This window comes from Vibrio sp. 10N.222.55.A1 (genome assembly GCF_041473835.1).
Taxonomy (GTDB): domain Bacteria; phylum Pseudomonadota; class Gammaproteobacteria; order Enterobacterales; family Vibrionaceae; genus Vibrio; species Vibrio crassostreae_C.
Window position 1 is genome coordinate 16,302 of sequence record NZ_JBFRSX010000050.1, and the last position, 18,684, is coordinate 34,985.

The window sequence follows — 18,684 nt, forward strand, 5'->3', positions numbered from 1 at the left end:
ATGGCAGACATAAGGTCTGCCTTAATGACACGTAACAAGCAATCACAATGAATTAGGTAAAATTAGTAATGCAGTTCTCTAAGTTTGGCGAAAAGTTTAATCGATACTCTGGAATCACTCGTTTAATGGATGATTTGAATGATGGCCTGCGCACTCCTGGCGCTATCATGCTCGGTGGTGGCAACCCAGCCGCTATCCCTGCCATGCTCGATTACTTTAACCAAGCCAGTGCCGACATGCTCGCCAGTGGAGAACTCATCGCCGCCCTCGCCAACTACGATGGTCCGCAGGGTAAAGACAGCTTCATCAAATCGTTAGCGGCAATTCTGAAAGAGACCTACGGTTGGGACATCAGCGAGAAGAACATCAGCCTGACTAATGGCAGTCAAAGTGGCTTCTTCTACCTATTCAACCTGCTAGCAGGCCAACAGCCTGACGGCTCACATAAGAAAATCCTACTGCCGATCGCACCGGAATACATCGGCTACGGCGACGCGGGTATTGATGACGATATTTTTATCTCTTACCACCCAGAGATCGAACTGCTAGAAAACCGTCAGTTTAAATACCACGTTGATTTTGAACAACTAAAGGTTGATGACTCAGTCGCGGCTATCTGTGCATCTCGTCCAACCAACCCAACGGGTAACGTACTGACCGACGAAGAAGTGCGTAAACTGGATAAACTGGCGCGTGAAAACAACATCCCACTGCTGATCGACAATGCTTACGGCCTGCCGTTTCCTAACATCATCTTTGAAGATGTCGAACCGTTCTGGAATGAAAATACGATTCTGTGCATGAGCCTTTCTAAGCTTGGTTTGCCGGGTGTGCGTTGCGGTATCGTAATTGCGAGTGAAGAAGTAACACAAGCATTGACCAACATGAATGGCATCATTAGCTTAGCGCCAAACAGTGTTGGCCCTGCAATTGCCAATCACATGATTGAAAAAGGCGATTTACTGCGCTTAAGTAGCGAGGTAATCAAACCTTTCTATAAAGATAAGTCACTACGTGCAGTTGAACTGTTACAAGACGCTATCGACGACCCTCGCTTCCGTATTCACAAGCCTGAAGGCGCTATCTTCTTATGGCTATGGTTTGATGAGCTGCCGATCACCACAATGGAACTGTACGACCGCCTTAAAGCTCGCGGCGTATTGATTGTTCCGGGTGAATACTTCTTTATCGGCCAAGAAGACGAGTGGGATCATGCTCACCAGTGCTTACGCATGAACTACGTACAAGATGATGAGGCGATGCAGAAAGGCATTGCTATCATTGCTGAAGAAGTGAAAAAGGCTTACTCAGAGCAGTAATAAGAGCTTTTAGCTTACCGCAGGTCAAATACAAAAAGAGCACCTCATTAGGTGCTCTTTCACTTTTACTTCCCGATATTTTTTAGCTCTAAGGAGCTAACAGTAATTAGCCTTCTAGTAGACTATTACCATTGATAGCAATCTTACGTGGTTGCATCGCTTCTGGGATTTCGCGTTCGAGGTCGATGTGAAGAAGACCATTTTCCATGCTTGCACCTACCACTTTTACGTAGTCAGCCAGTTGGAATTTACGCTCGAAATCGCGCTCTGCGATACCTTGGTATACGAAGGTTTTCTCTGCTTCTGCTTTACGCTCACCTTTCACAATTAGCATGTTCTCTTTCTGAGTCAGATCTAATTGGTCATCAGCAAAACCAGCGACTGCCATAGTAATACGGTAGTTGTTCTCGTCTTTTTGCTCGATGTTGTATGGAGGGTAACCGCCAGAAGAGTTCTTCGATGTATTCGCTTCCATCATGTTGAATAGACGATCGAAGCCGATTGCGTTGCGGTAAAGTGGAGTGAAATCTACAGTTCTCATAATGCTATCCTTTTAGTAAGCAATAGTCTTAGCTGCGAATTTAACTTGGATCTAACCTGTGTGTGACCCAGTAAACAGCTAAGAGATTCAATTCGCATTCCTCGGGTTTCACCTCTATTGGCGACAACGCTGGGACATGGCAATGAATCAATTTTTAAGTTGTGTGCTGCCAAAGTTATCCTCTATTGAGCGATACTTCGTTAGCGGTAATGAAGGTTCTGTTTCTTCTCTTGTAGAGCAAGACAGTCATCCTCTTCACAAATAGATATATGGATTGAGCAAAATAGTTTCAAGGGGTTATTTTCAATTATTTTTGCAACTCAATATTTTTCAATATCTTACAAACATAAAAAAGCACCATCCAAAGGATAGTGCTTTAAAATGATTTTAGTTTTTTGAGACGAAGCTATTTGGCTTTAGTTCAAGGAAGAGGCGCGGAGCATACGAATGTATGTGAGCACCTCTGACACAGAAATTAAGCCAAAGAGCGAAGTATCAAAGAGACTAAACGTCTAGGTTTGCTACTTTCAGTGCATTCTCTTCGATGAAGTTACGACGAGGTTCAACTTGGTCACCCATTAGCGTCGTAAACAACAAATCAGCACCAACAGCGTCTTCAATTGTTACTTGCATCATACGGCGAGTTTCAGGATCCATCGTGGTTTCCCAAAGTTGATCAGGGTTCATCTCACCTAGACCTTTGTATCGCTGTAGGCTTAGACCACGACGAGACTCTTTCACTAACCAGTTCAGAGCATCAACGAAGCTAGAAACTTCTTGAGTACGCTCACCACGCTTAATGTAAGCGCCTTCTTCAATCAAGCCATCAAGAGCTTCAGAAAGATCCGCTAGCTTACCAAACTCTTTAGAGTTAATAAGATCGATGCTTAGTAGGTGTTCATGAGTCACACCATGAGTACGAACCACAATCTTAGGAACGCTTAAGCCTAGCTCTTCGTGTTTTTCAACTTCAAGGCTGTATTGGCTTGCACCTACTTCTTTCGCGTTTAGCTGTTCAACAAGCTGCTTACCCCAAGCTTCAACTGCCGCGTCATCATGACACTGCTCGGCCGTTAGACGAGGAACGTAAATCAGTTCGTGAACCAATGCGCGTGGGTAACGGCGGCTCATGCGGTCAACAAGCTTAATACCCGCATTGTATTGCTGAACAAGCTTCTCTAAACCTTCACCTGCAAATGCTGGCGCTTCAGGGTTTACGTGCAGTTCTGCGTTGTCTAAAGCCAAAGATACTTGATACTGGTTCATCGCATCTTCATCTTTAATGTACTGCTCTTGCTTACCTTTCTTCACTTTGTAAAGTGGCGGTTGAGCAATGTAGATGTAGCCACGTTCAATCAGCTCTGGCATTTGACGGTAGAAGAACGTCAGTAGCAGGGTACGGATGTGAGAACCATCGACATCGGCATCGGTCATGATGATGATGTTGTGGTAACGCAGTTTATCTGGGTTGTATTCGTCACGACCAATACCACAACCAAGAGCGGTGATTAGCGTTGCTACTTCTTGAGAAGACAGCATTTTATCGAAACGTGCTTTCTCTACGTTAAGGATTTTACCTTTCAGCGGTAGGATTGCTTGGTTCTTACGGTTACGCCCCTGCTTAGCTGAACCGCCAGCAGAGTCTCCTTCCACAATATATAGTTCAGACAGTGCAGGATCTTTTTCCTGACAGTCAGCAAGCTTACCAGGAAGACCCGCTAAATCTAATGCGCCTTTACGACGAGTCATTTCACGAGCTTTACGCGCTGCATCACGAGCACGTGCTGCATCAATAATTTTAGAACAAACTGTTTTCGCTTCACCTGGGTTCTCAATAAGGAACTCAGACAACTTCTCACCCATTGTAGATTCAACGGCAGACTTCACTTCTGAAGAAACCAGCTTATCTTTAGTTTGGCTTGAGAACTTAGGATCAGGCACTTTAACAGAAACAATCGCCGTCAGACCTTCACGAGCATCATCACCAGAGGTCGCAGTCTTCGCTTTCTTAGAGAAGCCTTCCTTGTCCATGAAGCTGTTCAGAGTACGCGTTAGCGCCGCACGGAAACCTGCTAAGTGAGCACCACCATCGCGTTGAGGGATGTTGTTGGTGAAACAGTAGATGTTTTCTTGGTAGCCGTCATTCCACTGCATCGCAACTTCAACGGTAATACCGTCTTCGCGCTCAGAGTTAAAGTGGAAGATTTTTTGGATGATTGGCGTTTTGTTAGTATTAAGGTGTTCAACAAACGCTTGGATACCGCCTTCGTATTCGAAGTGATCCATTTTGTCTTCTTCGCGCTCGTCAATTAGCTTAATTGATACACCTGAGTTCAAGAATGATAGCTCACGTAGACGCTTAGCTAAAATGTCGTAATGGAACTCGATGTTAGTGAAGGTTTCTTCACTCGGCCAGAAACGAATCTCTGTACCTGTTTTATCCGTGTCACCGATAACCGCTAGTGGCGCTTGAGGCTCACCGTGGCTGTAGGTTTGAGTGTGGATTTTGCCACCGCGGTGGATAGTAAGAGTAACTTGCTTAGAAAGTGCGTTAACTACTGAAACACCAACACCGTGCAGACCACCAGATACCTTGTACGAGTTATCATCGAACTTACCACCAGCGTGAAGAACCGTCATGATTACTTCGGCTGCAGATACGTTTTCTTCTGGGTGCAATTCTGTTGGAATACCACGGCCGTCATCGCTCACAGACACAGAACTATCTTCATGGATAGTTACAATGATGTCATTACAGTGACCAGCTAGCGCTTCATCAATAGAGTTATCTACCACCTCAAAAACCATGTGGTGCAGACCGGTACCATCATCCGTGTCGCCAATGTACATTCCAGGACGCTTACGTACCGCATCCAGACCCTTCAGTACTTTAATACTCGATGAATCGTAATTATCTGACATAGTTACTCTCTGACTAATTATCCTTGCTCTATTTTGCCATGTTCCACATGAAACATCCTGCTATTTTCGTCATGCATATCTGCAATCTGATCAGCGGTAATAGAGCTTACAAAAACTTGAGCCTGGGTCGCCTTTAAACACTCAGCAAGACGTGCTCGGCGTTGGCTATCTAATTCGGAAGCGAAGTCATCTATCAAATAGATGCACTGCTTACCTGTCATTTGAGTGAGGTGTTGCCCTTGTGCTACTCGTAGCGCGCACACCATCAACTTCAATTGACCTCGTGACAAGACATCTTCCACTGGAGTGCCGTTCACTTTTATCTTCAGATCCGCTTTGTTTGGCCCACTAAAGGTGTAACCAAGCTGCTGATCCCTTTCAAAATTCTTTTCTAATATATCGGCGTACGGGGTGTCTTTGTCCCAGCCACGATAGTAGTTAATCTTTATCTCAAACTCAGGAAGGAAGGTCGCACAGATTTCTTCGGCGACTTCTTTGAGCTGATCAACGTAGGTGGCACGCCACTGACTGATGCTTTCTGCTAAACGGGCCAATTCTTGGTCCCAATAGCTCAGCTCTCGATAGTGCGTTGCCGTTTTCAATAAGGCGTTTCGCTGCTTATTGAGGCGCTTTACCCTGCCCCACGCATCATAAAAGCCCGACTCACTGTGGAAGACTCCCCAATCAATGAATGCTCGGCGATGCTTAGGTCCATCGGTTAGTAAATCAAACCCTTCAGGGTGAATCAACTGCAAAGGTAAGACTTGAGCTAACTGAGCCAACTTTTGCCCAGTTTGACCGCTTATTTTAACCTCTGTCGTGCCATCGCGCTGCTTATTAATGCCAATTGGCAGCTCAAATTGATCCGAGGTCATAAAACGGCCATGTACAAACAGCTCACTACACTCGTTTTGTATGATACGACCGGTAAGTGAACTCTTGAATGAGCGACCATGTCCGAGCAGATACACAGCTTCAAGGACACTGGTTTTGCCGCTTCCGTTAGCCCCTATAAGAAAGTTAAAGCCTGATGACGGTTGAATGTCACAGGCTTCAATATTTCTAAACTGCTTAACGATTAAGCGCGATAAAGGCATAACGTCTTCATATTAATCTTCAATCACGACTCGGTAGGTCAACATAGGGCTGCTTATAAGCGAATTGGCATAACAACGTACATCGCGCTGTCATCTTGTGCGTTCTCGATAAGAGCACTCGCATTGGCGTCTGACATTGAGATGCGAACCTGTTCACAACGCAGTGTGTTCAGAACATCCAATACGTAGCTTACGTTGAAGCCAATCTCTAGCGCGTCACCGTCGAAGTTAACATCGAGTACTTCTTCTGCTTCTTCTTGCTCTGGGTTGTTCGCGGTAATACGCATCTCGCTATCCGCAAGGTTAACGCGAACACCACGGAATTTTTCATTCGATAGAATCGCAGCACGAGAAAATGCTGAACGTAATTCATCACAGCCAGCTTCAAGTGTCTTGGTGGTATTTTGCGGCATTACGCGGCGATAATCAGGGAAACGACCATCAACCAACTTAGAAGTGAAGACATAGTTGTTCACTTCAGCTCGCACGTTAGAGTTACCAATTTGCAGTGTTACTGGCTGTTCAGGTGCATCCAATAGCTTCACTAACTCTTGAACACCTTTACGAGGAACAATGATCTGCTTCTGAGCAAAATCCGCACCCAGTTGTGCTTGAGATACTGCCATACGGTGACCATCGGTCGCTACGCTGCGCAGGATAGAGCCTTCAATCTCAAACAACATACCGTTGAGGTAGTAACGAACATCTTGGTTCGCCATTGAGAATTGTGTTTTCTCGATAAGACCGCGAAGTTCAGCTTGTGTCACTGACACTTCAACTTCACTGCTCCAGTCTTCAATATTTGGAAAATCTGCCGCAGGTAATGTTGCTAAAGAGAAGCGGCTACGACCAGAGCGAACCTGAATACGGTCACCATCCAATACCACCGTGATCACTGAGTTATCTGGCAATCCACGGCAGATATCTAGGAATTTACGTGAAGGTACGGTAATGCTACCCGCTTCGAAATCACCTTCAAGCGTTACACGGCTGATCAGTTCAACTTCTAGATCCGTCGCTGTCATCGACAACACGTTATCTTCTACTTTAATCAGTAGGTTTCCTAGAATTGGAAGCGTTGGCCTGCCACCGAGTGCGCCAGATACTTGTTGTAATGGCTTAATCAGGTGACTACGTTCAATGGTAAATTTCATATCTTGCTCTTACGGTCTAAATGGCACTGCGTAATAGTACGTGGCCAAGATTCTGCTTATTAAGGTTAAGAATACTGTGTATTAAGAAGAAAGGGTACGAATCAAGTTCGAATAATCTTCTTTAATGTCGTGGCTCTCTTCACGCAGCTGAGCAATCTTACGACAAGCATGCAGTACCGTCGTGTGGTCACGACCACCGAATGCATCGCCAATCTCAGGCAAGCTGTGGTTTGTTAGCTCTTTCGCCAGTGCCATCGCCAATTGACGTGGACGAGCAACAGAACGAGAACGACGCTTAGACAATAGATCAGCGACTTTGATTTTGTAGTACTCGGCTACTGTCTTTTGAATGTTATCAATAGTGACCAGTTTTTCTTGCAGTGCAAGTAGGTCACGCAGTGCTTCACGCACGAAGTCGATCGTGATCGGGCGGCCAGTGAAGTTTGCATTCGCAATAACACGGTTCAATGCGCCTTCCAGTTCACGAACGTTAGAGCGTAGACGCTTGGCAATAAAGAACGCCACTTCATCCGCAAGGTGAATTTGGTGGTCTTCGGCTTTCTTCATCAAGATCGCAACACGTGTCTCAAGCTCTGGTGGCTCAATCGCTACCGTCAAACCCCAGCCGAAACGAGATTTAAGACGATCTTCTACCCCGTTGATCTCTTTTGGATAACGGTCAGACGTTAGGATGATCTGTTGATTGCCTTCAAGCAGCGCGTTAAAGGTATGGAAGAACTCTTCTTGAGAACGCTCTTTATTAGCAAAGAATTGGATGTCATCGATAAGCAATGCATCAACACTACGGTAGTAGCGCTTAAATTCTTCGATCGCGTTGTTTTGCAGAGCCTTTACCATATCCTGAACAAAACGCTCTGAGTGCATGTAAACCACTTTCGCATTCGGCTTATTATCAACAATGGCGTTACCCACCGCATGCAACAAGTGCGTTTTACCTAAACCAGTGCCGCCGTATAGGAACAACGGGTTGTAGGCTGTACCTGGGTTATCAGAAACCTGACGTGCCGCAGCCAAACCGAGTTGGTTCGACTTACCTTCAACAAAGTTATTGAACTTATGTTTTGGGTTCACGTTTGAGCGGTGATTCAAGTCAACCGCGACAGGCTCTTCATCACGCCAGATATTATGGACAGGTTTGCGAGCTTGTAATTGCGCAGGTGCTGATGACTCAGCGGCCACATCAGCTGCAGTGCGAGTCTGAGTTGGTGTCGGTGTCGCAGGCTTTGGTGCAATCACACGCTTGCTTCCCACTTCAAAATGAAGATGTGGGATATCGTTACCGCAATATTCTTGCAGCAGACGGTTAATGCTATTTAGATACTTATCACGAACCCAATCGAGTACGAAACGGTTCGGTGCAAATAGAGTTAGAGTATTGTCATTGAGTTCCGCTTGTAACGGACGAACCCACATACTGAATTCTGTAGCTGGTAACTCTTCTTGAAGCTGTTGCAAACACTGCAACCAAAGCGAAGATGACACGGTGCCCTCACTCTATTTAAAGTAATATGAAATGACCGCTAATTTTACCTGTTGATAAGTCAGATCACCAGCAATTGATCACAGATCCAGTGAATAAGATCCAAGTTATTCACAATAAATTTGTAATTTATCGGTGGATCCACACATCTTGCCCCTAATTTACTCACACAATGATCCACTTATGCCCGGATCCTTGCTAGTTATCCCCAAATCGGGAATTCAATCTGGTTATGGTTAATAACATCTGGTTATTTATTCTAGTGAGCATTTTCCCAGTAACATCCAAACCCATAAATATAAGGAGTTACCAAATGAATAACTGGATTAAGGCTGCAATTGCGGCTATCGCACTCTCTGCTGCTACTGTTCAAGCTGCGACTGAAGTTAAAGTCGGCATGTCTGGTCGCTATTTCCCGTTTACGTTCGTTAAACAAGACCAGCTACAGGGTTTTGAAGTGGATTTATGGGATGAGATCGGTAAGCGTAACGATTACAAGGTTGAATACGTAACGGCAAACTTCTCTGGTCTGTTTGGTCTTCTTGAAACGGGTCGCATCGATACCATTTCAAACCAAATTACAATGACGGATGCACGTAAAGCGAAATACCTATTCGCAGACCCATACGTAGTAGACGGCGCACAAATTACCGTTCGTAAAGGTAATGACAGCATTAAAGGCATCGAAGACCTTGATGGCAAGACGGTTGCGGTAAACCTAGGCTCAAACTTTGAACAACTGCTTCGCAGCTACGACAAAGATGGCAAGATCAATGTAAAAACCTACGATACAGGTATTGAACATGACGTGGCACTGGGTCGTGCCGATGCATTCGTAATGGATCGCCTATCAGCACTAGAGCTTATCAAGAAGACTGGTCTACCATTACAACTAGCAGGTCAGCCATTCGAAACAATTGAAAACGCTTGGCCTTTCGTCGACAACGATAACGGCAAAAAACTGCAAGCAGAAGTAAATGAAGCATTAGCAGCAATGCGCGCAGATGGTACGCTAGAAAGTATCTCTCAGAAATGGTTTGGTGCGGACATTACTCAGAAGTAATTACTCACTTTCTCCATTCAAGGCCCACTGCTTTATACAGCGGTGGGCTTTTTGCTTTTGTGCACTGATTAAAAAACCTGATACAACAGTACTTACATATAGAACAACACTGCCAATAAAAATACGAGATAGATTATGGGATTTGACTTTAATTACATGCTAGAGCTGTTGCCAATACTACTGAAGTATTTAGGCACCACGATGGAGATGGCGACCTGGGGCTTGTTCTTTGCTCTGATCCTGTCTCTGATACTGGCGAATATTCGTGTATTCAAAATCCCAGTGCTCGACCAACTGAGCCAGCTGTACATTAGCTTCTTCCGAGGCACACCACTGTTGGTGCAGCTGTTCCTCCTTTATTACGGCTTACCACAAGTCTTCCCGTGGATGGTTGGGTTGGATGCCTTCAGCGCCGCTGTGATTGGCTTAACCCTGCACTTTGCCGCGTATATGGCAGAAAGTATTCGTGCCGCGATTATCGGTATTGATCGCAGCCAGATGGAAGCCAGCCTTTCGGTCGGTATGACAACCAGCCAAGCGATGCGCCGAGTGATCTTACCGCAAGCAACTCGCGTGGCACTGCCGTCGTTGATGAACTACTTCATCGATATGATCAAGTCGACTTCACTTGCCTTCACCCTAGGTGTCGCCGAAATCATGGCTAAAGCTCAGATGGAGGCTTCTTCAAGTTTCCGCTTCTTCGAGGCTTTCTTAGCAGTCGCACTGATTTACTGGGGCGTGGTGGTTATCCTCACTCGTATTCAAATTTGGGCCGAAGTGAAACTGAATAAGGCGTATGTACGATGATCAAATTACAAAATATCCACAAGCAGTTTGGTGACACCGAAGTTTTGAAAGGGATCGACCTAGAAATCAAACAAGGTGAGATAATTGTCATCATAGGTTCAAGTGGTACGGGTAAATCTACCCTACTGCGTTGTGTGAATTTTCTAGAGCAAGCCGATCAAGGCACGATTTCGATTGATGATATCAAGGTTGATACTCAGAAACACACTAAGGCAGAGGTGCTTGCACTGCGTCGTAAGACCGGTTTTGTGTTCCAAAACTATGCACTGTTCGCTCACCAAACCGCGAGACAGAATATTGCTGAAGGTTTAATTACCGTTCGTGGTTGGAAAAAACAGCAAGCCCATGAAAAAGCACAACAAATACTTGATGATATTGGCTTAGGTGACAAAGGTGATAGCTACCCAGCCGCGCTCTCTGGTGGCCAGCAACAACGGGTGGGTATTGGCCGTGCAATGGCACTACAACCCGAGCTTTTACTGTTTGATGAGCCGACTTCAGCGCTCGATCCTGAGTGGGTTGGCGAAGTGCTTAACCTAATGAAAAAACTGGCAAATCAGCATCAAACCATGCTGGTGGTTACCCATGAAATGCAGTTCGCGAGAGAGGTCGCAGACCGAGTGATCTTCATGGCTGACGGTCATATTATCGAGCAGGGATCTCCACAGGATATTTTTGGTAATCCACAGGATCCTAAATTAAAAAAATTCTTAAATAAGGTTGGGATCGACTAAGGATCCTTGTGATTTTAGTTATTCTACGTATAATCCCCCGACCGGAATTTTAGTTAACCCAATCATTGACACTTTTTGTGACAGTGATTACAATTCCGCCTCTTTGTTGAGAGGCGTCGGTTTTCCTTTCTTATATAAAGAAGAGAAAAAATGCCCACGCCGGGTTTAACAAAAACCTAAAACTACTGATCAGTAAGGTAATTACAATGAAACGCACTTTTCAACCTACAGTTCTAAAGCGTAAGCGTACTCACGGTTTCCGTGCTCGCATGGCTACTAAGAACGGTCGCGCAACAATCAATGCACGTCGTGCAAAAGGCCGTAAGCGTCTTTCTAAGTAATCTTTGATTATTTTGAATAAGCTAGCCTTCGGTCGGGAGTTACGCTTGTTAACTCCCGAACATTATCAAAATGTCTTCAAGCAAGCTCATCGAGCTGGCTCCCCTCATTTCACCATCATTGCCCGAAATAACTCTCTTTCAAATCCTCGTCTTGGATTAGCCGTTCCGAAAAAGCAGATTAAAACCGCCGTGGGTCGTAACCGATTCAAGCGTCTTACTCGTGAAAGCTTTCGTAACACTCAACACAAACTTCCTAACAAAGATTTTGTTGTAATCGCTAAAAAGAGCGCGCAAGATTTAAGCAATGAAGAAATGTTCAAGCTACTCGACAAATTATGGCTTCGCCTGTCTCGCCCTTCGCGTGGATAGCGCTAATACCCATCTATTTTTATAGATGGTTTATTAGTCCACTCATCGGCCCACGCTGCCGATTTACTCCAACCTGCTCTTTATATGCGATAGAAGCGTTGAAAGCTCACGGTTTTGTAAAAGGGTGTTGGTTATCAGGCAAACGTCTATTAAAATGCCATCCTTTGAACGAAGGGGGCTTTGACCCCGTTCCACCAGTCCAAAAACAAGACAGAGATAAATAACGATGGATTCTCAACGTAATATCCTGTTAATCGCATTGGCTTTGGTTTCTTTCCTACTGTTCCAACAATGGAACGTAGCTCAGAATCCAGCACCACAAGCGGTTGAGCAGGCACAATCTGGCAGCACCCTACCAGCGCCATCTTATGCAGATGATCTAGACCCGGCTCCTGGTCAAGTTGCTTCTTCTGCTAAAACTATCACAGTAACAACTGATGTACTGACTCTGTCAATTGATACGGTTGGTGGTGATGTCGTTAAAGCAAACCTAAACGATTACTCTGCTGAGTTCGATTCTGAAGATACGTTTGTTCTTCTTAAAAACGAACCAGGTCACCAATTTATCGCACAAAGCGGTCTAGTGGGTCCTCAAGGTATCGATTTAAGCAGCACAAACCGCCCAAGCTACACAGTTTCAGCAGACAGCTTCACGCTTGCTGATGGTCAGGATGAACTACGCATCCCGATGACTTACCAAGCGAACGGCCTTGATTACACGAAAACATTCATCCTTAAGCGTGGCAGCTACGCAATGGATGTTGAATACGATGTAGTCAACAACTCTGGTAACAACGCGACATTCGGCATGTACGCTCACCTGCGTCAGAACGTAATGGATGACGGCGGTAGCCTAACAATGCCAACTTACCGTGGTGGTGCTTACTCTACGGAAGATACGCGTTACAAAAAATACAGCTTCGACGACATGCAAGATCGCAACCTGTCTCTTAACCTAGCAAACGGTCAAGGTTGGGCAGCGATGATTCAGCACTACTTTGCAAGTGCATGGATCCCACGCGACGAAGCAGGCAGCAACCTTTACACTCGTGTAATTGGTAACCTTGGCGACATCGGTGTTCGCATGCCGAACAAAACCATCGCTACTGGCGACGAAGCAAACTTCAAAGCAACGCTTTGGGTTGGTCCTAAACTTCAAGACCAAATGGCTGCTGTTGCACCTAACCTAGACCTAGTAGTTGACTACGGTTGGTTATGGTTCATTGCTAAACCACTTCATACTCTGCTTTCGTTCATTCAAGGCATCGTTGTGAACTGGGGTCTGGCAATCATCTGTCTAACTTTCATCGTTCGTGGTGCTATGTACCCACTAACGAAAGCTCAGTACACGTCTATGGCGAAAATGCGTATGCTTCAGCCTAAGCTGACTGCAATGCGTGAGCGTATCGGCGACGACCGTCAACGCATGAGCCAAGAAATGATGGAGCTTTACAAGAAAGAGAAAGTAAACCCACTAGGTGGCTGTTTACCTATCCTTCTGCAAATGCCTATCTTCATTTCGCTATACTGGGCACTAATGGAGTCTGTTGAACTGCGTCACTCACCGTTCTTCGGTTGGATTACTGACCTTTCAGCACAAGACCCATACTACATCTTGCCACTTCTGATGGGTGCTTCAATGTTCCTAATCCAGAAGATGAGCCCGACAACTGTAACGGATCCAATGCAGCAGAAGATCATGACCTTTATGCCGGTTATGTTCACATTCTTCTTCCTGTTCTTCCCTTCAGGTCTGGTTCTATACTGGCTAGTATCGAACATCGTAACTCTGATTCAGCAAACGCTTATCTACCGCGCGCTGGAAAAGAAAGGCTTACATTCTAAGTAAGTTCGATAATAGAAAGAGACAAAGAAAGGCGACCAAAAGGTCGCCTTTTTGTTTTTAGCTGATTACAATTCAGCTAATTGATTAATCGTGAGCGCCCCTTTTTGGCTTTCACATGCTAGCAGGCACAACTATGACTACAGATACGATTGTTGCTCAAGCGACTGCACCCGGCCGTGGCGGCGTCGGTATTATTCGCGTTTCAGGCCCACAAGCAGCCCAAGTTGCGCTTGAAGTTACCGGCAAAGTACTGAAACCACGTTACGCTGAGTACACCCCTTTTAAATCTCACGATGGTTTAGAGCTAGACCAAGGCATCGCGCTTTACTTTCCTAACCCGCACTCGTTTACCGGTGAAGACGTTTTAGAGCTGCAAGGCCACGGTGGTCCTGTGGTAATGGATATGCTCATCAAGCGCATCCTCGCTATTCCAGGGCTACGCGCAGCACGCCCAGGTGAGTTCTCGGAGCGTGCCTTCTTGAACGACAAGATGGATTTAACCCAAGCAGAAGCGATTGCTGACCTCATTGATGCCAGTTCAGAAGAAGCGGCGAAATCAGCTCTGCAATCGTTGCAAGGTGAGTTCTCGAAACGCATTAATACGCTGGTGGACTCTCTGATTCACTTACGCATCTATGTTGAAGCCGCTATCGACTTCCCAGAAGAAGAGATTGATTTCCTTGCTGACGGTAAAGTAAGTGCTGACTTACAAGCTATCATCGACAACCTCGAAGCGGTTCGCCAAGAAGCCAATCAAGGTGCCATCATGCGTGAAGGTATGAAGGTGGTGATTGCAGGTCGTCCTAATGCCGGTAAGTCGAGCTTACTGAATGCATTATCGGGTAAAGACTCCGCGATTGTGACTGATATTGCAGGTACAACCCGTGATGTACTTCGTGAACATATCCATATTGATGGTATGCCACTGCACATTATTGATACCGCAGGCCTGCGTGAAGCCTCGGATGAAGTCGAAAAAATCGGTATTGAACGCGCTTGGGAAGAAATTGCTCAAGCCGATCGCGTTTTATTTATGGTCGATGGCACCACTACCGATGCAACCGACCCGAAAGATATCTGGCCAGATTTCGTTGATCGTCTGCCGAATAACATCGGAATGACCGTGATTCGTAACAAAGCCGATCAAACCGGTGAAGATCTCGGGATTTGCCATGTTAATGATCCAACTCTGATTCGACTATCAGCAAAGACGGGACAAGGCGTTGATGCACTACGTAATCACTTAAAAGATTGCATGGGCTTTGCTGGTGGCAATGAAGGTGGCTTCATGGCACGTCGTCGCCACTTAGATGCCCTAGAACGCGCATCTGAGCATCTAGATATTGGCCAGCAACAGCTCGAAGGCTATATGGCAGGGGAAATCTTGGCAGAAGAACTGCGTATAACGCAGCAACACCTTAACGAGATTACTGGTGAATTCAGTTCCGATGACCTACTCGGCCGTATCTTCACCTCTTTCTGTATTGGTAAATAACCTTTAAAGGCCGGCTCATGCTGGCCTTTTTCTTTAGTAAGGACAGCTTAATGATCCACATTATTACAGGCAGCACCTTAGGTGGTGCAGAGTACGTTGGCGATCACCTTAATGATCTTCTTGAAGAGCAAGGCCACGAGATCACCCTTCATAATCAGCCTGAATTCGATGATATTCCCCAACAAGGCTTTTGGTTGCTGGTGACTTCAACTCATGGTGCGGGTGAATTTCCAGATAATATTAAGCCGTTTATCGACGCATTGACCCAGCAATCTCCAGATTTAAGCCCGGTTCGCTTTGCTGTCGTGGCGCTTGGTGATTCGAGTTACGATACCTTCTGTTTGGCGGGAAAATCAGTCCACAGCCAGATGAAAGAGCTCGGTGCTCAGCCTATTTCTGACTGTTTTACCATCGATGTATTGGAAACTCCGGTACCAGAAGACGCAGCAGAAGCTTGGTTCAACGATCATAGCGACCAGTTTTAACCTCTCTCCTCTCTCAAAAAGCGGCTTACGCCGCTTTTTTTGTCTCTGAACATCGTGATTGTGAATAACTTTTTTTCAAAAACATCGAAAATTAGCGATCTATTTTCAATTTCTGCTGTGGATAAGATCATACATATACGGTGATTAACCTATAGTTATCCAAATAACAAGTTTTAGGCTAATTTCCTCCTGTGAATAAGTAGCCATTTTGATCCCAGCTAATCCTCATCCTGATCAAAGTTAGATCACATCATTTGATCCAAAAAAGATCCATGATCTCGTTGATCATTTCCGACTTATCCACAGATACCCTCGATCCTAATAATAGATCTAATAAAAGATCTCCTTAAAGATCTTATATATATTAATTAAAAACAGCTTTTTCGAAAAATCCCAAAAACGTTTTCTCAGGCTATGAAAACAGGTAGAATATCGCTCCTTTTTATCAATCTAGAAAACGTTTGAATACCTGAGGTCGGTTCATGCTTTATCACGAAAAATTTGACGTCATCGTTGTTGGTGGTGGCCATGCAGGAACGGAAGCCGCACTCGCATCTGCACGTACTGGTCAAAGTACGTTATTACTTACTCATAATATCGATACACTAGGACAAATGTCTTGTAACCCAGCCATTGGCGGGATCGGTAAGGGCCACTTGGTAAAAGAGGTCGATGCAATGGGTGGATTAATGGCGCAAGCTATTGATCATGCAGGTATTCAGTTCAGAACATTGAACGCATCAAAAGGCCCTGCGGTTCGTGCTACTCGTGCACAAGCTGACCGCGCACTGTACAAAGCCTTTGTTCGTAACGTTCTTGAAAACACGCCAAACCTGACTTTGTTCCAACAGTCGGTTGATGACTTGATCGTTGAACAGGATCAAGTGGTAGGTGTGGTAACGCAGATGGGCCTTAAGTTCCGCGCAAGCGCTGTGGTTCTGACTGTGGGCACATTCCTAGGCGGCAAGATCCATATTGGTATGGAAAGTTCTTCAGGTGGCCGTGCTGGTGATCCACCATCGATCGCACTGGCTGACCGTCTTCGTGATCTTCCATTCCGAGTTGATCGCCTGAAAACAGGTACTCCTCCTCGTATCGATGCGCGTAGCGTTGATTTTTCTGAGCTTGAGGTTCAGCACGGTGATAACCCGACGCCTGTTTTCTCGTTCATGGGCAGCCGAGCTCAACAACCTCGTCAAATTCCATGTTACATCACGCATACCAATGAAAATACGCATGACGTAATTCGTGCCAACCTTGATCGCAGCCCTATGTACGCGGGTGTGATTGAAGGCATTGGCCCTCGTTACTGCCCTTCGATTGAAGACAAAGTAATGCGTTTTGCTGACAAGAACAGTCACCAAATTTTTATTGAGCCAGAAGGTCTAACGACTCACGAGCTATACCCGAATGGTATCTCTACCAGTCTGCCGTTTGATGTACAGGTTCAAATTGTTCGTTCGATGAAGGGCTTTGAAAATGCTCATATCGTTCGCCCTGGCTATGCGATTGAGTACGATTTCTTTGATCCTCGCGACCTTAAGCTGACTTACGAAACTAAGTTTATCAAAGGTCTATTCTTTGCGGGTCAAATCAACGGTACCACTGGCTATGAAGAAGCGGCTGCACAAGGCTTGATGGCCGGTCTGAATGCAAGTTTGTTTACTCAAGGCAAAGAAGGCTGGAGTCCACGTCGTGACCAAGCTTACATGGGCGTGCTTATCGACGACCTATCTACCATGGGTACCAAAGAACCTTACCGCATGTTTACGTCTCGCGCGGAATACCGTCTGCTGCTTCGTGAAGACAACGCCGATATCCGCTTGACTGAAAAGTCGCGTGAACTTGGCCTTGTTGATGACGCTCGTTGGGCTCGTTTCAACGAGAAGATGGAAAACATGGAGAAGGAGCGTCAACGTCTGAAAGAGACTTGGATTAATCCAAAATCTGAAGATATTGATCAACTGAACCAAATTCTGAAAACACCAATGTCTCGTGAAGCGAGCGGTGAAGATCTTCTTCGTCGCCCTGAAATGACTTATTCACAGTTAACCGCATTGGATCGTTTTGGTCCTGCACTGGAAGATCAACAAGCGTCTGAGCAAGTTGAGATCCAAGTGAAGTACGATGGTTACATTCAGCGTCAACAAGACGAAATTGAAAAATCACTGCGTCATGAAAACACCAAACTGCCTGCTGATATCGATTACAGCAAGGTAAAAGGACTTTCTAACGAAGTGGTTCTTAAACTAACGACAGCTAAGCCTGACTCAATTGGTATTGCTTCGCGAATTTCAGGTATCACACCTGCAGCAATCTCAATTCTGTTGGTTTACTTGAAAAAACACGGCCTGTTGAAAAAAGGTGAGGAAGCATAATGAGCGCATTACGCGAAAAACTGGATCACCTTATTGGCCAGACTGAACTTGAAGTATCTGAAAAACAACGTGGCCAGTTGGTTGGCTACGTTGAGTTACTGAACAAGTGGAACAAAGCTTATAACCTAACATCAGTTCGTGACCCACAAGAAATGATGGTGAAACATATCTTAGATAGCATCATTGTTAGCACTCACTTACAAGGTAAGCGCTTTATCGATGTGGGTACGGGACCTGGTCTTCCTGGGATTCCGCTCTCAATCATGAATCCAGACTGCGAGTTTTACTTGCTAGACAGCCTAGGTAAGCGTATTCGTTTTATCAAACAGGTGATTCATGAGCTGGGTATCGACAACGTGGTACCGGTTCAAAGTCGCGTTGAAGAATTTCAACCAGAAGAAAAGTTTGATGCAGTGCTCAGTCGTGCATTTGCGTCAATGACAGACATGGTAGAGTGGTGTCACCATTTACCTAAAGAGCAATCCGGTGTATTTTTGGCTCTTAAGGGACAACATCCTAGAGACGAAATCGACCTGTTACCTGAATGGTGTTCAGTGACAGACATTAAAGCTTTGCAAGTGCCAGAGCTTGATGGAGAGCGTCATCTAGTTACTTTATCGCGTCAGGGATAA

The 18,684-nt window shown here is 45.4% G+C and carries 18 protein-coding genes; 13 read left to right on the forward strand and 5 right to left on the reverse strand.

Annotation, left to right across the window (positions count from 1 at the left end; genetic code table 11):
• The first annotated feature begins 68 nt into the window (after window positions 1-68).
• Window positions 69-1,319 carry a valine--pyruvate transaminase gene (locus AB4493_RS15530; protein ID WP_372155367.1) on the forward strand — a complete coding sequence of 417 codons (1,251 nt, stop codon included), beginning with the start codon at window positions 69-71 and terminating at the stop codon, window positions 1,317-1,319.
• 106 nt (window positions 1,320-1,425) lie between these two features.
• Here the strand turns inward: AB4493_RS15530 and AB4493_RS15535 are convergent, their stop codons facing one another.
• Window positions 1,426-1,860 carry an Hsp20 family protein gene (locus tag AB4493_RS15535; RefSeq protein ID WP_009848140.1) on the reverse strand — a complete coding sequence of 145 codons (435 nt, stop codon included), beginning with the start codon at window positions 1,858-1,860 and terminating at the stop codon, window positions 1,426-1,428.
• A 142-nt stretch (window positions 1,861-2,002) separates the two neighbouring features.
• On the opposite strand from AB4493_RS15535, the gene AB4493_RS15540 reads away from it, so the two are divergent.
• Complete coding sequence (locus tag AB4493_RS15540; protein WP_267869012.1) at window positions 2,003-2,125, forward strand: hypothetical protein; 123 nt, start codon at window positions 2,003-2,005, stop codon at window positions 2,123-2,125.
• A 239-nt stretch (window positions 2,126-2,364) separates the two neighbouring features.
• On the opposite strand, the gene gyrB is transcribed toward AB4493_RS15540, so the two are convergent.
• The 4 genes from gyrB to dnaA all read right to left on the reverse strand — a co-directional run bounded on the left by gyrB (window position 2,365) and on the right by dnaA (window position 8,536).
• The gene (gene gyrB, locus AB4493_RS15545; RefSeq protein WP_017058811.1) at window positions 2,365-4,782 is read right to left on the reverse strand and encodes a DNA topoisomerase (ATP-hydrolyzing) subunit B; all 2,418 of its coding nucleotides are present in this window, start codon (window positions 4,780-4,782) and stop codon (window positions 2,365-2,367) included.
• Between the two features lie 17 nt (window positions 4,783-4,799).
• A complete protein-coding gene (recF, locus tag AB4493_RS15550) occupies window positions 4,800-5,879 on the reverse strand; it encodes a DNA replication/repair protein RecF (protein WP_017058810.1) in 1,080 nt (359 codons plus the stop codon).
• Between the two features lie 53 nt (window positions 5,880-5,932).
• A complete protein-coding gene (dnaN, locus tag AB4493_RS15555; RefSeq protein WP_017058809.1) occupies window positions 5,933-7,033 on the reverse strand; it encodes a DNA polymerase III subunit beta in 1,101 nt (366 codons plus the stop codon).
• Between the two features lie 81 nt (window positions 7,034-7,114).
• Window positions 7,115-8,536 (reverse strand): chromosomal replication initiator protein DnaA, encoded by a 1,422-nt coding sequence (gene dnaA, locus AB4493_RS15560; protein WP_017058808.1) that lies wholly within the window; start codon window positions 8,534-8,536, stop codon window positions 7,115-7,117.
• 311 nt (window positions 8,537-8,847) lie between these two features.
• Between dnaA and AB4493_RS15565 the strand changes: the two genes are divergently transcribed.
• The 11 genes from AB4493_RS15565 to rsmG all read left to right on the forward strand — a co-directional run bounded on the left by AB4493_RS15565 (window position 8,848) and on the right by rsmG (window position 18,684).
• Window positions 8,848-9,597 (forward strand): amino acid ABC transporter substrate-binding protein, encoded by a 750-nt coding sequence (locus tag AB4493_RS15565; RefSeq protein WP_009848135.1) that lies wholly within the window; start codon window positions 8,848-8,850, stop codon window positions 9,595-9,597.
• A gap of 135 nt (window positions 9,598-9,732) precedes the next feature.
• Window positions 9,733-10,404, forward strand: coding sequence for an amino acid ABC transporter permease (locus AB4493_RS15570; RefSeq protein ID WP_009848134.1), 672 nt, complete (start codon window positions 9,733-9,735; stop codon window positions 10,402-10,404).
• Complete coding sequence (locus AB4493_RS15575; RefSeq protein ID WP_017058807.1) at window positions 10,401-11,138, forward strand: amino acid ABC transporter ATP-binding protein; 738 nt, start codon at window positions 10,401-10,403, stop codon at window positions 11,136-11,138. Before AB4493_RS15570 ends, AB4493_RS15575 begins: the two co-directional genes overlap by 4 nt.
• Before the next feature lie 206 nt (window positions 11,139-11,344).
• Complete coding sequence (gene rpmH / locus AB4493_RS15580; protein WP_004735800.1) at window positions 11,345-11,479, forward strand: 50S ribosomal protein L34; 135 nt, start codon at window positions 11,345-11,347, stop codon at window positions 11,477-11,479.
• Window positions 11,480-11,524: 45 nt separating this feature from the next.
• On the forward strand, window positions 11,525-11,848 hold the full coding sequence (rnpA, locus tag AB4493_RS15585) for a ribonuclease P protein component (RefSeq protein WP_017055478.1): 324 nt from the start codon (window positions 11,525-11,527) through the stop codon (window positions 11,846-11,848).
• Window positions 11,815-12,072, forward strand: a complete 258-nt coding sequence (gene yidD, locus AB4493_RS15590) for a membrane protein insertion efficiency factor YidD (protein WP_004735802.1) — start codon at window positions 11,815-11,817, stop codon at window positions 12,070-12,072. The genes rnpA and yidD overlap by 34 nt, the downstream gene beginning before the upstream one ends.
• A 2-nt stretch (window positions 12,073-12,074) precedes the next feature.
• Entirely contained in the window at window positions 12,075-13,697 is a 1,623-nt protein-coding gene (gene yidC, locus AB4493_RS15595; RefSeq protein WP_017058806.1) for a membrane protein insertase YidC, read from the forward strand.
• Between the two features lie 130 nt (window positions 13,698-13,827).
• Window positions 13,828-15,189, forward strand: a complete 1,362-nt coding sequence (mnmE, locus tag AB4493_RS15600) for a tRNA uridine-5-carboxymethylaminomethyl(34) synthesis GTPase MnmE (protein ID WP_029235098.1) — start codon at window positions 13,828-13,830, stop codon at window positions 15,187-15,189.
• 50 nt (window positions 15,190-15,239) lie between these two features.
• Window positions 15,240-15,674, forward strand: coding sequence for an FMN-binding protein MioC (mioC, locus tag AB4493_RS15605; protein ID WP_017058804.1), 435 nt, complete (start codon window positions 15,240-15,242; stop codon window positions 15,672-15,674).
• Window positions 15,675-16,156: 482 nt separating this feature from the next.
• The gene (mnmG, locus tag AB4493_RS15610; protein WP_017058802.1) at window positions 16,157-18,052 is read left to right on the forward strand and encodes a tRNA uridine-5-carboxymethylaminomethyl(34) synthesis enzyme MnmG; all 1,896 of its coding nucleotides are present in this window, start codon (window positions 16,157-16,159) and stop codon (window positions 18,050-18,052) included.
• Window positions 18,052-18,684 (forward strand): 16S rRNA (guanine(527)-N(7))-methyltransferase RsmG, encoded by a 633-nt coding sequence (gene rsmG, locus AB4493_RS15615; protein WP_017058801.1) that lies wholly within the window; start codon window positions 18,052-18,054, stop codon window positions 18,682-18,684. Before mnmG ends, rsmG begins: the two co-directional genes overlap by 1 nt.